Source organism: Amycolatopsis bartoniae, from assembly GCF_014191255.1.
Classification (GTDB): Bacteria; Actinomycetota; Actinomycetes; order Mycobacteriales; family Pseudonocardiaceae; genus Amycolatopsis_E; species Amycolatopsis_E bartoniae.
Genome location: NZ_JACHWH010000008.1, coordinates 230,021 through 244,476, shown reverse-complemented (window position 1 = coordinate 244,476; position 14,456 = coordinate 230,021). Strand labels below are relative to the sequence as shown.

Below are 14,456 nucleotides of genomic sequence, written 5' to 3'. Positions count from 1 at the left end.
GCCCGGCCCGCGTCCGCTTGCCCAGCGGCAGCCTGCCGCCCGCGTCCTCCGGGATGTCCAGGTCGCTGAACAGGTGCTTCGACGTCGAGTACGTCTCCACCGGCTCCGGGATGTCGAGGCCGAGCGTGTCGGAGATCAGCTTCCAGCGCGCCTCCTCGTCCCAGTCGACGAGGGTGATCGCGACACCCGTCTTGCCCGCGCGGCCCGTGCGGCCGATGCGGTGCACGTACGTCTTCTCATCGTCGGGCGTCTGGTAGTTGATCACGTGCGTGACGTCGTCCACGTCGATGCCGCGTGCCGCGACGTCGGTGGCCACCAGCACGTCCACCTTGCCCGACCGGAACGCCCGCAGCGCCTGCTCCCGCGCGCCCTGGCCCAGGTCACCATGCACCGCGGCCGCGGCGAACCCGCGCTCGGCGAGGTCGTCGGCGACCTTCTGGGCGGTGCGCTTCGTGCGGGTGAACACCATGGTCAGCCCGCGGTCCTTCGCCTGCAGCACGCGGGCGAGCAGCTCCGGCTTGTCGAGCGAGTGCGCCCGGTACACGAACTGGGTGGTGCGCTCGTGGATCGCGCCCGCGTCGTTCTCCTCCGCGCGGATGTGCGTCGGGCGGTTCAGGAACGTGCGGGCCAGCGTGATGATCGGGCCCGGCATGGTCGCCGAGAACAGCATGGTCTGCCGCTCGTCCGGCACCATCCCGAGGATGCGCTCGATGTCGGGCAGGAAGCCCAGGTCCAGCATCTCGTCGGCCTCGTCGAGCACCAGCGCGCGGACCTTGCCCAGCACCAGGTGCTGCTGCTCGGCCAGGTCCAGCAGGCGGCCGGGGGTGCCGATGACCAGGTCGACGCCCTTGCGCAGCGCGTCGATCTGCTGCTCGTAGGGGCGCCCGCCGTAGATCGCCAGCGTGCGGATGCCCAGGTGCTTGCCCGCGTCCTGCAGGTCGTGGGCGACCTGGACGCACAGCTCACGGGTCGGGACCACGACGAGGGCCTGCGGGGTGCCGTCACCCGGAGTGGTGATGCGCTGCAGCAGCGGAACGCCGAAGCCCAGCGTCTTGCCCATGCCGGTGCGGGCCTGGCCGATGAGGTCCTCGCCGGCGAGCGCCAGCGGCAGGGTCAGGGCCTGGATGGCGAACGTGCGCTCGATGCCGGCCTCGTTCAGCGCCCGCACGATCTCGGGGCGCACCTCGAACTCGGCGAACGTCGGGTTTTCGGGCTTGACCTCGGCCTCCGCGCGCAGCGGGTGCGAGGTGTCGGTGGCGGGCACGCCGCTTTCGCTGTGCTCCAGTGCCACCGCGTCGGTCTCTGTTCGGTTGGGGGAAGTGCTCGCGGTCAGTGTGATCGCCTCTCTCGTACCAGCGCGCACAAGCCTGGTAGGGGCTCGGCACTCGACCGCGGGATTCGTCAGCCGGCGGGAATGCCGTCAAAAGGCGTGCACGCACACTGTGTTGTCCTCAGGCCGCCGGGATGCGGCCCGATATCCGCCCCGCAGCGGCGTCACCCCAGGTGAGAGGCACTGTGCCTCGAGGGCGGGCGCCCTGTCGCCGGAGCGGAAGCTCCGTCATACGCCTACTATTGTACCGGCAACCCGGCTGGCCTCGGGATTTCGGTCCCGCGTGTCCACGTTAGATTGGTCTCTTCCAGTGCGGCTATCGTCGAGGCGTGACCACCCAGATCAGTGAAGGCGTCGTCGACCTGCTCGGTGTCATCGCCTACGGGGAGCTGTCCGCGTTCGACCGGATGGCGGAGGACGCCCGCGGCGCCCCCACTCTTTCGGGCCGGGCGGCGCTGGCCTCGATGGCCGCCGCCGAGATCGGGCACTACGACCTGCTGTCGAAGCACCTCGCCGAGCACGGGGTGCCGGTCGAGAAGGCGATGGAGCCGTTCGTCGACCACATCGACGCGTGGCACGCCAAGACCGCGCCGAAGTCGTGGCTGGAGTCGCTGGTCAAGGCATACGTGGGCGACGGGCTGGCGGCGGACTTCTACCGCGAGGTCGGCAGCTGGCTGGACGAGGAGACCAAGCAGCTGGTGCTGACGGTGCTGGACGACACCGGGCACTCCGCGTTCGCCGAGCGCGAGGTCGCCGCCGGGATCGCCGCCGATCCGAAGACGCGGGACAAGCTGGCGCTGTGGGGACGGCGGCTGCTGGGGGAGGCGCTCACGCAGGCGCAGTACGTGGCGGCCGAGCGGGACGGGCTGACCGAGCTGATCGTGTCCGGGTCGGGTGACCTGTCGGGAATCGCGGCGCTGTTCCGGCGGTTGCAACAGGGGCACTCCAAGCGGATGCAGAAGCTCGGGCTCGGATAACCTGAGCCGGACGAACGTACGACGGACAGGCGGAGGTCACCTGTGGAGGTCAAGATCGGCATCAAGGACTCCCCCCGCGAGCTGGTGGTGTCCAGTGGCCAGACGGCCGACGAGGTCGAGACGCTGGTCGCCGACGCCCTCAAGGCCGCCGACGGGGTGTTCCGCCTCACGGACGAGAAGGGGCGCAAGTTCCTGGTCCCGTCCGACCGCATCGCCTACGTGGAGATCGCGCCGACGGACGTCCGCCGGGTCGGCTTCGCGGTCGGCGCGTAGGGCTTTTCACTCGAACGAGGGTCGTTCCCGCTGCGGCGGGGACGACCCTCGTTTCGTTTCGGGGCCCGGGTCAGCCCGTCAGGTCGGCCAGCGTCGTCGGCACCCGGAACGGGGGTGTGCTCGTGCCGAGCAGGCGGTAGCGGCCCCACGGGTCCGGGTCGGACACCTCGCCGCGCGCGGTGCCTTCCGGCGTGCGGATCTCCGCCGGCTTCTTGCGGCCGCCCAGCAGCTCGTCCAGCGCGGGGTCCGCACTGATGCGGCCGTACCAGCGGTAGTAGCCGTCGATGGGCTGGAAGTGCCCCCGCAGCTCCACCCGCACCTCGAACTCCGCGCCGTCCACCACGAGCGTGGCCGGGCCGGTGTAGCCGTCCTCGTCGTCAGCCGACATCCGACTTCTCCTCCTTCACGGGTGCGAGCTGCACGACCTTGTTCTCCTCCAGCGGGAGGTTCGGGTCGATCGTGATGCCCTGCTGCCGGGCCAGGCCGTCGATCGCGGCCCAGATGATCTGCGTCAGGTACTCCACCACGGAGTCGCGGCTCATCGAGCGGCGCTCCAGCCACCACTCACCGGTGTTCTGGACCATGCCGACGATCCCGTACGCCCACGGCTCCGCGGCGCCCGAGTCCATGCCGAACATCCGCATGTAGTCGCCCAGCAACGCGGTCAGCGCGGTCGCGATGAGCTCCTTGTCCTCCGCCACCACGTCCGCGTCCGCGGCCTTTTCCGGGAACGAGCCACGCGCGAGCAGGTGGTAGAGGTTCGGGTGCTCCTCGATGACGGTGAAGAACGCGTCCAGCGCCATGCGGATCCGCGGCACCGGCGCCAGCTCGGAGTTGATCGCCGGCACGAGCCGGGAGAACAGCAGCTCCGTGCCGCGCTGGCCGAGGGCGAGGTACAGGTCCGCCTTGTCCGCGAAATGCCGGTACAGCACGGGTTTCGTGACGCCCGCGGCGACCGCGACGTCCTCCATCGCCAGGTCGGGGCCGTGCTCGTCGAGCGCCTTCAGCGCCGCCTCGACGAACTCCGCCCGCCGCGCCACCCGGTGCTTGCGCCACCGGTCGCGCCGGGCGTCGCCGGTCGCGGGCTCGCCCGCCTTGGGTGCCTTGCCGCCACGCTTGACATGCTCCGTCACGGGACGCATGCTACCAAAGGTAACTGTTACCGGGAGTTACAGAAACCTGGGAGGGCGCGATGACGCGGGCACTCGACGGCCGGGAGAAGACGGCGGACCGGCTGCTGAAATCTTCGGCCAACAAGTTCTACGACCCCGAGGTCGACATCGACTGGAGTGCCCCGCTTCCGGACGGCAGCCTGTACCAGCTCGAACACCGGTGCTCCCTCTACGGCACCCACCTGTGGGACCGGCTGACCCCCGAGCAGCGCATCGAGCTGGGCAAGCACGAGCTGGCCAGCATCGCGAGCAACGGCATCTTCTTCGAGGTGCTGCTGATGCAGCTGCTGCTCAAGGAGGTCTACAACTCCGACCCGACGACCCGGCACGTGCAGTACGCGCTCACGGAGATCGCCGACGAGTGCCGCCACTCGACGATGTTCGCGCGGTTCGTGGAGCGCACCGGCGCGGAGGCGTACGGGCCGGTTCCGATCGTGCACCGGCTCGGCAAGCTGCTGCCGTTCATCGGCTACGGCCCCGCGCTCTACGGGTCGATCCTGGTGGCCGAGGAGGTCCTCGACCGGCTGCAGCGCGAGACCATGGCCGACGAGCGCGTTCAGCCGCTGGTGCGCATGGTCAACCGCATCCACGTCCTCGAAGAGGCCCGGCACGTCACGTTCGCCCGCGAGGAGGTGACGCGGGGCATGGCGAAGCTGTCGAAGACCGAGCTGTACTACCAGCGCTGGCTGATCGCCGCGGTGAGCTTCGGAACCGTCCGCAGCCTCATCAACCCGCGCGTCTACAAGGCCGTCGGGCTGCGGCCGCGCGAGGCATGGGAGACCGCACTCGCGAACCCGCACTTCCAGGAGACGATCCGGTGGGCGGGCGAGCGGATCATGGGCTTCCTGCAGGAGTCGGGCCTGGTCGGAGCCCCGGGTATGAGCCTGTGGCACAAGTCGTTCCTGCTCGCGAAATGACGGCGATCGGACAGCGCGGCACGCGCCACCGCTTCGTGACCGCCGACGGCACCGCCCTCTACGTCGACGTCACCGGACCCGAGAACGCGCCGGTCACGCTGGTGCTGGTGCACGCGTGGACCCAGGACCACACCGAATGGGCGCCGATCCTGCCCCTGCTGCCCACGGACGTCCGGGTGCTGCGCCACGACCACCGCGGGCACGGCGCGTCCGCGCCCGCGAAACCGGGCACGGCGACGATCGCGCAGCTGGCCGACGACCTCGCCGAGGTGATCGCCGACCGCGCGCCCGAGGGGCGGCTCGTGCTGGCCGGGCACTCGCTCGGCGGCATGACGGTGATGGAGCTGGCGGAGCGGCATCCGGAACTGGTGCGCGAGCGGGTCGCGGGAGTCGCGTTCATCGCCACGTCGTGCTCGAACATGGACCGCCTCACGCTCGGGCTGCGTGGCCCGGCGGGGCGTGCCGCGATCCGCGCGGACAAGGCGCTGGCGCGCATGCTTTCCCGGTACGGCAAGGATTCCGCGCCGGTCCCGGCGCCGCTGGCGCGGCCCGCGACGAAGTGGCTGGCGTTCGGGAAGAAGGCCGTGCGGGCCGACGTGCGCGCGATGACGGACCAGGTGCTGCGCGCGCACCCCAGCAGCATCGGCGGCTTCCGGGACTCGATCTCGCGGCACGACCGGCGTGAGGCGCTGGCGACGCTGGCGGGCAAGCCGGGCGTGATCATGGTCGGCGACCGGGACCGCCTCACGCCGGTGCCGCACGCCCGCGTCATCGCGGACGAGCTGCCGGGGGCGGAGTTCGTGCTGTTCCCGGGCGCCGGGCACGAGCTGCCGTATGAGCGCAAGCACGGGGTGGCGAAGCGGCTGACCCAGCTGGTGGACGCCGCGCGGGAGTGAATTCCGCTACTTCCCCTGCAGGGGGAAGCCGGCGCCGATGCCCCGCCAGGCGAGGGTCGCGGTGAGGTTCACGGCTTCTTCGCGGCTCATGGTGCTGTGGTGGGTCAGCCAGAACCGGGCACTGACCTGGCTCAGCCCGACCAGCCCGACCGCGAGCAGGCGCGCCTTCGCCTCGTCGAGTCCGGCGTCGGCGGTGATCGTCTCGGTGATCGCGTCGACGCTCGCCGACGTGGCGCGGTCGACGGCGTCCTGCACGGCGGGCTCGCCCCGCAGGTCCGACTCGAACACCATGCGGAACGCGCCTGCGTCGTTGTTCACGAAGTCGAAGAACGCGCCGACGGCGGCGTGCACGCGCAGCTTGTTGTCCGTGGTCGAGGCGAGCGCCTCCTCGACGCGCCCGACCAGCTCGTCCACGTGGCTCTCCAGCAGCGCGATGTAGAGGTCGAGCTTGCCGGGGAAGTGCTGGTACAGCACGGGCTTGGACACCCCGGCCTGCTCGGCGATCTCGTCCATCGCCGCGGCGTGGTACCCGTTCGCGGAGAAGACGCGCTGCGCGGCCGCGAGCAGCTGGGCCCGCCGCTCGGTGCGCGGCAGCCGCACTCCCCGCTGCTGTGCGGGCGCCATTTCCGACATGTTTCCTCCTGTATCAACCCGTTCGAGATTACTCGTGGGTACCGTTGAGTCGCCAAGGCCGGGTCGCGGTTGCATCCTGGTTCAATGACCGACACCGTGCAGAGAGCCGGGGAAGCCGGTTCCGGCAGACGTTCCCCGCTCACCCACGTGCCCCTGTCCAAGACCCCGTTGCCCGCGCTGGACCCGCAGCTCAAGCCCTGGCCGGGCGAGATCGAGACGGCGGGCGGGGTGTCCCTGCACACGCGACGCACGCCCGGCTCGGACGAGGCCACGGCAGTCTACGTACACGGCCTGGGCGGTTCGTCGACCAACTGGACCGACTTGGCCGCGCTGCTGTCCCCGTTCGCGTCCGGGATCTCCGTCGACCTGCCCGGGTTCGGCTTCTCCGAGCCGGTCGAGGGGTTCCGGTTCAGCCTCGACGAGCACGCCGACGAGCTGGGCAGGTTCGTCGAGGGGCTCGGCGCCGGGCCCGTGCACCTGCTGGGCAACTCGATGGGCGGCGCGGTCGTGCTGTTGCTCGCGGCGAAGCGGCCGGAGCTGGTGCGTTCGCTGACCCTCATCTCGCCCGCGATGCCCGACCGCAGACCCGATCCGCGACGGCTGTCGGACCCGCTGATGGCGCTGGCGTACCTGCCGGTGATCGGCCGCGGTGTGCGCAAGCGGCTGGCGTCGCTGAGCGCGCGGGAGAGGGCGGAGCAAGTGATCAAGCTGTGCTTCGCCGACCCGGACGCGTTCCCCGCGCACCGGCTCGACGAGCTCGTCGAGGAGCACAACGCGCGCGCGGAGCTCAAGTGGGCCAACGCGGCGATGGCGGCGAGCACGTTCGGCATCTTCCGCACGTGGTTCGCGCGGGGTGCGGCGTCGCTGTGGGCCGTCGCCCCGCAGGTGCGCGTGCCGTCGCTCGTGGTGTGGGGCACGCAGGACAAGGTGATCTCCGTGCGGCGCGCGGCGCGGACCGCGAACGCGCTTCCGCGGGCCCGGCTGCTGGTGCTGCCGCGCACCGGGCACGTGGCTCAGATGGAACGCCCGGTTCCGGTTGCGAGGGCGGTTTTGGGCATGTGGGAGCGCTTGGAGGGGAACGCCTGGTAGGCCATCCGGGTGAGAGAAATCCGGTGTGTGGTGGACCAGTCGCTGTGCGCAGTGCACCGGGGGTGTGGCACCCTTGGGCCGTGAACCGGGTGACGAACGGCGCGCAGAGCGAGGATCAGCGGGTGCGACCGCGGTCTTCGGCCCGCCGTTCCCGCCGGGATCCGGCCGGCCGGTACGAGCCGCGCCGCCGTCGCACGACGGCCGAACCGCTCAGCGCGTCGTGGCGGCCCGCGACCCCCGGACAGTTGGAGCAGACGCCGGAGGAGGCCCGGCGGGCGCGGCGGGAACGCGGGCGGATGCGGCGCGTCGCGAAGGCGTACGGCTGGCGCATGTACGCGTTGCCGATCCTCGTCGTGATCACCGCGCTCGTCGTGTTCAACACCGCGCGCGAGCCGGCGCAGCCGATCGACCCGGCTGCCACCGGCGGCGACAACGCGTTCGGGAACAACGTCGTCGCCGAGAAGCCCGCGCTGCCGGCGAACCTGAACGTGCCCACGGCGCCGCTGCCGGACGGCGGTGCGTTCACGCAGGCCGGGAAGATGACGTGGCACGTGGTGCCGCTGGCGGCGGACGGCACGAGCGGCAAGCGCGCCGGTACCGAGGGGAAGCTGTACCACTACACGGTCGAGGTCGAGGACGGCATCGATCCGGCGAGCTACGCGGGTGACGACTCGTTCGCGCGCACCGTCGAGGCCACGTTGTCCGACAGCCGCAGCTGGATCGGCACCGGCAAGGTGAGCATGCAGCGGGTCGACGCGAGCTACCCGGACCCGGACTTCCGCGTGCGGCTGACCACGCCGGACACCGCGACGCGCGCGGACCTGTGCGGGTTCGGCATCCCGTTCCCGACGTCGTGCTACATCCGCGGCTTCCACCACAGCGTGATCATCAACCTGTCGCGGTGGGTGCGGGGCGCGCTGGCGTTCGGGGCGGACATGGGCACGTACCGGCAGTACGCGATCAACCACGAGGTCGGGCACGCACTGGGCAACGGGCACGTGGGCTGCAAGGAGGACGGCGCGCCGGCGCCGGTGATGATGCAGCAGACGTTCGGGGTGAGCAACAACTACGTCGCCGAGCTGAACCAGGTGGACATCTACAACTCGAAGTCCGTGCCCGCCGACGGGAAGACGTGCAAGCCGAACGCCTGGCCGGTGCTGAACCTGGGGGACACCGCGCCGACGGGGTGAGCCGGGGGCGAAACGAGGGCCGCGGCGACGAAGTGGGACCACGGCTCGCGGTAGGGCCGCTCCGGTACCTCGCTCGGTCGGTCCGGATCCGGGGTGCCCGGGTTGCACGGGCGCCGCATCTCGACAGGTGCGAGTCGACCGCTCGTCGCTTCGCCGTTCGCGCGACCACCCGTCCCGCGTCGCGGCCTTACCCTTCCCACTTCCTGGGACGCCGCCCGGGAAGACGCGGGACCTCACCCGCGTTGTGGATACTGGGTAGTTGGGACGCGATCCGCGCGAGTATGGAGGACCCGATGTCAGGCACGCTGCCGCCGCTGGTCGAGCCGGCCGCCGAGCTCACCAAGGAAGAGGTGGCCCGCTACAGCCGCCACCTCATCATCCCGGATGTCGGGATGGACGGGCAGAAGCGGCTGAAGAACGCCAAGGTGCTGGTCATCGGCGCGGGCGGCCTCGGCAGCCCGGCCCTGCTGTACCTCGCCGCGGCGGGCGTCGGCACCCTCGGGGTGATCGACTTCGACGTCGTCGACGAGTCGAACCTGCAGCGCCAGGTGATCCACGGCCAGTCCGACGTGGGCAAGCCCAAGGCGGTCTCCGCGAAGGAGTCGATCGCCGAGATCAACCCGTTCGTCGACGTCATCCTGCACACCGAGCAGCTGACCACCGAGAACGCGCTCGACGTGTTCCGGCCGTACGACCTGATCCTCGACGGCACGGACAACTTCGCCACGCGCTACCTCGTCAACGACGCCGCGGTGATCCTCGACAAGCCCTACGTCTGGGGCTCGATCTTCCGCTTCGAGGGCCAGGTCAGCGTGTTCTGGGAGAACGCGCCCAACGGCCGCGGCCTGAACTACCGCGACCTCTACCCCGAGGCCCCGCCGCCCGGCATGGTGCCGTCGTGCGCCGAGGGCGGCGTGCTCGGCGTGCTGTGCGCGTCGATCGGTTCGATCATGGTCACCGAGGCGATCAAGCTCATCACCGGCATCGGCGAACCGCTGCTCGGCCGTCTGATCAGCTACGACGCGCTGGAGATGAAGTACCGCGAGGTCAAGATCCGCAAGGACCCGGAGACCCCGAAGATCACCGAGCTGATCGACTACGAGGCGTTCTGCGGTGTGGTCAGCGACGACGCGCAGCAGGCGGCGAGCAACCACACCATCACCCCCGCCGAGCTGAAGGCCAAGTTCGACGCGGGCGAGAACTTCGAGCTGATCGACGTCCGCGAGCCGCACGAGTACGAGATCGTGAACATCAAGGGCGCCAAGCTCATCCCGAAGGACCGCATCCTCTCCGGTGAGGCCCTCTCGGAGCTGCCGCAGGACAAGCCGATCGTGCTGCACTGCAAGTCGGGTGCGCGCTCGGCCGAGGCGCTGGCCGCGTTGCACCGCGCGGGCTTCAAGGACGCCACCCACCTCGGCGGCGGTGTGCTGGCCTGGGCCAAGCAGATCGACCCGAGCCTGCCGACCTACTGACGCCGACCACCACGAAGGGGCGCCCCGGAACTCTTCCGGGGCGCCCTTTTCCGCAGGTAGCCTCGGTTCCGTGTCGTCCGGATCGGCTGTCCCGCAGCGCGTGCTGAACGCGTTCGGCGTGCAGGAGGAGCCGGAGCGGATGCCGGGCAGCTCGGCGTGGCGCTGCGGTGACCTGGTGCTGAAACCGGTCTCCGACAAGGCCCGCGCGGTGTGGCTCGCGAACGTGCTGGGCCGCCTGGTGGTGCCGGACCTGCGCATCGCGCGCCCGGTGCGCGCCACCGACGGGCGGTGGATCATCGGCGGCTGGACGGCGAGCCGGTTCCTGTCCGGGCAGCCCGAGCACCGCCACGACGAGACCATGCTGGCCGCGCTGAAGCTCGCGCTGGCCACCTCCCGGCTGCCCCGGCCGGACTTCCTCGGCCGCCGCCAGGATCCCGACGCGCTCGCCGACAAGATCGCGTGGGGCGAGCTGGACGTGCCGGTCGAGGAGAGCAGGGGCGGGCGCTGGTTCGAGGTGCTCGCGGTTGCGCGAAGACCGGTGCCGCTGCCGGACCAGGTCGTGCCGGGGGACCTGTTCGGTGCCGTGTTGTTCGACGGCCCGGCCCCGCCGGGGATCGTCGACTTCGAGCCCTACTTCCGCCCCGCCGAATGGGGCGCCGCCGTCGCCGCGGTGGACGCTGTCGCGTGGGGCGGCGCGGATCTGGATTTCCTGCGACGCTGGTCACATCTGCCCGAGTGGTCGCAGTTGTTGTTGCGGGCCGTGCTGTTCCGGCTCGCCGGGCACTCACTTCGCCCGCGTGCCACCGTTTCCGCGCTCGACGGCCTGCGTGCCGCGGCCGCGGCGGTGAGCGAGCTGCTCTGAGCAGCGGCTTCTCACCACCTGCCCGCCGCGATTGCCGAGCAATGTCAAACGCCTGAAACATTCGGACGTTTCCAGGTAACAAGCCCTCCTTACCGTCGGTACGCGTCGAGGTGAGGAGGTGTCCCGTGACGTTGACGGCTGACCAGCAGGTCGGAACCGCGACCCACTGCCCGTACTGCGCGCTGCAGTGCGGAATGACCGTGACGGGCACCACAGTGGCTCCGCGTGAGTTCCCGACCAACGGCGGCGGCCTGTGCCAGAAGGGCTGGACGTCCGGCTCCCTGCTCACCTCGCCCGCGCGGCTCACTACGCCGCTCGTCCGCGTCGACGGCGAGCTCGTGCCCGCGGACTGGGACGACGCGCTCGACCTGATCGCCCGGCGCGTGACGGAAATCCAGGCGCGCCACGGCAAGGACGCGGCCGCGTTGTTCGGCGGCGGCGGGCTGACGAACGAAAAGTCCTATCTGCTGGGGAAGTTCGCGCGCGTCGCGCTGGGTACCTCGCAGGTCGACTACAACGGCCGGTTCTGCATGTCCTCGGCCGCCGCCGCGGGCAACAGGGCGTTCGGGCTGGACCGCGGGATGCCGTTCCCGCTCACCGACCTGGCCGAGGCCGACGCCGTGCTGCTCGTCGGCTCGAACCCGGCCGAGACCATGCCGCCGTTCATGCAGCACCTGCGCCGCGCCAAGGAGGTCGGCGGGCTGGTCGTGGCCGACCCCCGGCGCACGCCGACGGCGGAGCAGGGCAACCTGCACCTGGCGCCCGCGCCCGGCACGGATCTCGCGCTCGCGCTGGGAATCCTGCACGCCGCGGTCGCCGACGGGCACGTCGACCGGTCCTATGTGGACGAGCGCACGCACGGTTTCGACGCGGTGTGGCGGATCGCCGCGCGGTGGTGGCCGGAACGCGTCGAGCGCGTGACCGGAGTCTCCGCCACCGACCAGCGCCAGGTCGCCGAGCGACTCGCCAAGGCGCGCAACGCCTACATCCTCACCGCGCGCGGCACGGAACAGCACGCGAGCGGCTCCGACACGGTCAGCGCGTGGATCAACCTCGCGCTGGCGCTGGGACTTCCCGGTCGCCGCGGCTCCGGCTACGGCTGCCTCACCGGGCAGGGCAACGGCCAGGGTGGCCGGGAGCACGGCCAGAAGGCCGACCAGCTGCCCGGTTACCGGAAGATCGACGACCCGGCCGCGCGCGAGCACGTCGCGGGAGTGTGGGGGATTCCCGCGGAGTCGCTGCCGGGGCCGGGTCGCTCGGCGTACGAGCTGCTCGACGCGCTGGGCACGGAAGGCGGGCCGAAGGCGCTGCTGGTGTTCGGCAGCAATGTCGTCGTGTCGGCGCCACGCTCGGCGCACGTCGCGGACCGACTGTCCTCTTTGGACCTACTGGTGGTCGCGGACCTGGTGCTGTCGGAGACCGCCGCGCTGGCGGACGTCGTGCTGCCGGTGACGCAGTGGGCCGAGGAGAGCGGCACGATGACCAACCTCGAAGGCCGCGTCCTGCTGCGTCGTCGCGCGCTCCCGCCGCCCGCGGGGGTGCGCACGGATCTCCAGGTCCTGCAAGGGCTCGCGACGCGGCTCGGCCAGCCGGCGGAACGCTTTCCCGTCGACGCGGAGACCGTGTTCACCGAACTCCGCGCGGCCTCGAAGGGCGGCCTCGCCGACTACTCCGGCATCACCTACGACCGGCTGCGGGCGGGCGAAGCACTGTACTGGCCCGTTCCCGGCGAAGCACACGAAGGAACCCCGCGAGTGTTCCTCGACCGGTTCGCGCACCCCGACGGGCGCGCGCGGTTCGTTCCGGTCGAGCACCGCGGCCCCGCCGAGCCCACGGACGAGGAGTTTCCCTTGCAGCTCACCACCGGCCGGGTGCTGCAGCACTACCAGTCCGGCGCGCAGACACGGCTGGTCGCCGAGCTCAACGACGTCGTGCCGGAGGCGTACGTGGAGGTGCATCCCGACACCGCTTCCCGTTGTGGCCTGGGCGAAGGCGACTGGGCGCGGCTCGCGTCGCGGCGCGGCGAGATGACCGCGCGCGTGCGCTGCGTCTCCTCGATGCGCCCGGACGTCGTGTTCCTGCCGTTCCACTTCGCGGGTGCGCAGCGGGCGAACCTGCTGACCAACCCCGCGCTGGACCCGACGAGCCGGATGCCCGAGTTCAAGGTGTGCGCCGTCAAGCTGGAGGTGGCATGACTCCGCGCAAGGTCGTCGTGCTCGGGTACGGCATGGCCGGGGCGCGGCTGGCCGACGAGATCCGCCGCCGCGACCCGGAAGGCGCCGCCGTCGCGCTCACTATCGTCGGCGAAGAGCCGCACCACGCCTACAACCGCGTGCTGCTCTCGGCCGTCGTCGCGGGAACCATGCACGCGGACCTGGTGCGGCTGCACGAGTCCGGCTGGGCGGCCGAGCACCACGTGGACCTGCGCACGGGAGTCCGGGCCACCGGCATCGACCGCGAGCGGCGGCACGTCACGCTCGACGACGGATCCATTGTGGACTACGACGCGCTCGTGCTGGCCACCGGCAGCAAGCCGTGGTTGCCGCCGGTCGAAGGGCTGACCCGCGAGGACGGCACTCCCGCGCCGGGCGTGGTCACCTTCCGGACACTGGAGGACTGCGACCGCATCCTCGACGTGGCGAAGGCCGGGGCGCCGGTCGCGGTGCTGGGCGGCGGCCTGCTCGGCCTCGAAGCCGCCCGCGGCCTGGCCGGACGCGGCAACCTCGTCACCGTCGTGCACCCCGCGGGGCACGTCATGGAGCGCCAGCTCGACGCGGGCGCGGGCCACGTGCTGGCCCGGCTGCTAGGCACGCACGGCATCGACTTCCGGCTCAACGCCTCCGCTGCCCGCTACCTGCCGGGCAGCGGCCTCAAGCTCGACGACGGCAGCAAGGTCGCCGCCGACCTCGTCGTGGTCTCCGCCGGTGTGCGGGCGGAGACCGAACTGGCCCGGGACGCCGGGCTGGCGGTCGACCGCGGGGTCGTCGTCGACGACTCGCTGCGCACCAGCGACGGGCGCGTGTACGCGATCGGCGACTGCGCGCAGCACCCCGGCACGGTGTCCGGGCTGGTGGAACCCGCGTGGCAGCAGGCGGCGGTGCTCGCCGACCTGCTCACCGGCACCCACGTCGCCGCGCGTTACCGCGGCACGCAGGTGGTCACCAAGCTCAAGGCCCGCGGCGTCGACCTGACCGCGCTCGGCGAGGCGCACACCGACGTGCACGACGCGCACGCCGAGGTGCTCTCCCTCGCCGACCCGACCGGCGGCCGCTACACGAAACTCGTGATCCGCGAAGACCGCGTCACCGGAGCGATCCTCCTCGGCGCACCCGACGCGGCGGCCACCATCACCCAGCTCTACGACCGCGGGGTACCCGTGCCCGCCGACCGCCTCGCCGTCCTGCTCGGCCGCACGCTGCCTTCGGGCACGTCGGTCGCGGGCGGCCCGGCCGACCTGCCCGCCTCCGCCGTCGTGTGCCGCTGCAACTCGGTGACGAAGGGGCGCCTGGTCGAAGCGTTCCGTGCCGGGGCCACCGACGTGGCCGGGCTCGCGTCGGCGACCAGGGCGACGACCGGCTGCGGCAGCTGCCGGGACGCGGTGTGCGGCATCTCCGAGTGGCTCGCGACAACTTCCTGACAGGAGCG

Annotated in this window: 14 protein-coding genes; 10 read left to right on the top strand and 4 right to left on the bottom strand. The window is 71.4% G+C overall.

Annotated features, from left to right (window positions below):
- The coding region (locus FHX82_RS29575; RefSeq protein WP_375791763.1) for a DEAD/DEAH box helicase at positions 1–1,291 on the bottom strand (1,291 nt) is incomplete at its 3' end.
- A gap of 368 nt (positions 1,292–1,659) precedes the next feature.
- Between FHX82_RS29575 and FHX82_RS29570 the strand changes: the two genes are divergently transcribed.
- Both FHX82_RS29570 and FHX82_RS29565 read left to right on the top strand, forming a co-directional pair.
- Positions 1,660–2,307, top strand: a complete 648-nt coding sequence (locus tag FHX82_RS29570; RefSeq protein ID WP_145938822.1) for a ferritin-like fold-containing protein — start codon at positions 1,660–1,662, stop codon at positions 2,305–2,307.
- 42 nt (positions 2,308–2,349) lie between these two features.
- On the top strand, positions 2,350–2,580 hold the full coding sequence (locus tag FHX82_RS29565; protein WP_145938823.1) for a DUF3107 domain-containing protein: 231 nt from the start codon (positions 2,350–2,352) through the stop codon (positions 2,578–2,580).
- 70 nt (positions 2,581–2,650) lie between these two features.
- Here FHX82_RS29565 and FHX82_RS29560 read toward each other — a convergent pair whose 3' ends face one another.
- Together FHX82_RS29560 and FHX82_RS29555 are read right to left on the bottom strand one after the other, a co-directional pair.
- Positions 2,651–2,968: a DUF4873 domain-containing protein gene (locus FHX82_RS29560; RefSeq protein ID WP_145938824.1), complete on the bottom strand. Its 318-nt coding sequence runs from the start codon at positions 2,966–2,968 to the stop codon at positions 2,651–2,653.
- Positions 2,958–3,722 carry a TetR/AcrR family transcriptional regulator gene (locus FHX82_RS29555; protein WP_145938825.1) on the bottom strand — a complete coding sequence of 255 codons (765 nt, stop codon included), beginning with the start codon at positions 3,720–3,722 and terminating at the stop codon, positions 2,958–2,960. Before FHX82_RS29555 ends, FHX82_RS29560 begins: the two co-directional genes overlap by 11 nt.
- Positions 3,723–3,772: 50 nt before the next feature.
- On the opposite strand from FHX82_RS29555, the gene FHX82_RS29550 reads away from it, so the two are divergent.
- Together FHX82_RS29550 and FHX82_RS29545 are read left to right on the top strand one after the other, a co-directional pair.
- Positions 3,773–4,669: an AurF N-oxygenase family protein gene (locus tag FHX82_RS29550; RefSeq protein ID WP_145938826.1), complete on the top strand. Its 897-nt coding sequence runs from the start codon at positions 3,773–3,775 to the stop codon at positions 4,667–4,669.
- On the top strand, positions 4,666–5,565 hold the full coding sequence (locus FHX82_RS29545) for an alpha/beta fold hydrolase (RefSeq protein WP_145938827.1): 900 nt from the start codon (positions 4,666–4,668) through the stop codon (positions 5,563–5,565). The genes FHX82_RS29550 and FHX82_RS29545 overlap by 4 nt, the downstream gene beginning before the upstream one ends.
- 6 nt (positions 5,566–5,571) lie before the next feature.
- Here the strand turns inward: FHX82_RS29545 and FHX82_RS29540 are convergent, their stop codons facing one another.
- A complete protein-coding gene (locus FHX82_RS29540) occupies positions 5,572–6,198 on the bottom strand; it encodes a TetR/AcrR family transcriptional regulator (RefSeq protein WP_145938828.1) in 627 nt (208 codons plus the stop codon).
- A gap of 84 nt (positions 6,199–6,282) precedes the next feature.
- On the opposite strand from FHX82_RS29540, the gene FHX82_RS29535 reads away from it, so the two are divergent.
- The 6 genes from FHX82_RS29535 (at position 6,283) to FHX82_RS29510 (ending at position 14,448) form a co-directional block, all read left to right on the top strand.
- A complete protein-coding gene (locus tag FHX82_RS29535; RefSeq protein WP_145938829.1) occupies positions 6,283–7,287 on the top strand; it encodes an alpha/beta fold hydrolase in 1,005 nt (334 codons plus the stop codon).
- Between the two features lie 80 nt (positions 7,288–7,367).
- Complete coding sequence (locus FHX82_RS29530) at positions 7,368–8,477, top strand: DUF3152 domain-containing protein (protein ID WP_145938830.1); 1,110 nt, start codon at positions 7,368–7,370, stop codon at positions 8,475–8,477.
- 293 nt (positions 8,478–8,770) lie between these two features.
- Positions 8,771–9,949: an adenylyltransferase/sulfurtransferase MoeZ gene (gene moeZ / locus FHX82_RS29525; RefSeq protein ID WP_145938831.1), complete on the top strand. Its 1,179-nt coding sequence runs from the start codon at positions 8,771–8,773 to the stop codon at positions 9,947–9,949.
- A gap of 70 nt (positions 9,950–10,019) precedes the next feature.
- Complete coding sequence (locus FHX82_RS29520; RefSeq protein ID WP_145938832.1) at positions 10,020–10,811, top strand: TIGR02569 family protein; 792 nt, start codon at positions 10,020–10,022, stop codon at positions 10,809–10,811.
- Between the two features lie 194 nt (positions 10,812–11,005).
- Positions 11,006–13,006: a molybdopterin oxidoreductase family protein gene (locus FHX82_RS29515; RefSeq protein WP_145938839.1), complete on the top strand. Its 2,001-nt coding sequence runs from the start codon at positions 11,006–11,008 to the stop codon at positions 13,004–13,006.
- Entirely contained in the window at positions 13,003–14,448 is a 1,446-nt protein-coding gene (locus FHX82_RS29510) for an FAD-dependent oxidoreductase (protein WP_145938833.1), read from the top strand. Before FHX82_RS29515 ends, FHX82_RS29510 begins: the two co-directional genes overlap by 4 nt.
- Positions 14,449–14,456: the final 8 nt, after the last annotated feature.

Bases quoted from the DNA above. Each gene is read 5' to 3' on its own strand.
- FHX82_RS29560 (WP_145938824.1), bottom strand. From the start codon at position 2,968: ATGTCGGCTGACGACGAGGACGGCTACACCGGCCCGGCCACGCTCGTG.
- FHX82_RS29555 (WP_145938825.1), bottom strand. From the start codon at position 3,722: ATGCGTCCCGTGACGGAGCATGTCAAGCGTGGCGGCAAGGCACCCAAG.
- FHX82_RS29550 (WP_145938826.1), top strand. From the start codon at position 3,773: ATGACGCGGGCACTCGACGGCCGGGAGAAGACGGCGGACCGGCTGCTG.
- FHX82_RS29545 (WP_145938827.1), top strand. From the start codon at position 4,666: ATGACGGCGATCGGACAGCGCGGCACGCGCCACCGCTTCGTGACCGCC.
- FHX82_RS29540 (WP_145938828.1), bottom strand. From the start codon at position 6,198: ATGTCGGAAATGGCGCCCGCACAGCAGCGGGGAGTGCGGCTGCCGCGC.
- FHX82_RS29535 (WP_145938829.1), top strand. From the start codon at position 6,283: ATGACCGACACCGTGCAGAGAGCCGGGGAAGCCGGTTCCGGCAGACGT.
- moeZ (WP_145938831.1), top strand. From the start codon at position 8,771: ATGTCAGGCACGCTGCCGCCGCTGGTCGAGCCGGCCGCCGAGCTCACC.
- FHX82_RS29515 (WP_145938839.1), top strand. From the start codon at position 11,006: ATGACCGTGACGGGCACCACAGTGGCTCCGCGTGAGTTCCCGACCAAC.
- FHX82_RS29510 (WP_145938833.1), top strand. From the start codon at position 13,003: ATGACTCCGCGCAAGGTCGTCGTGCTCGGGTACGGCATGGCCGGGGCG.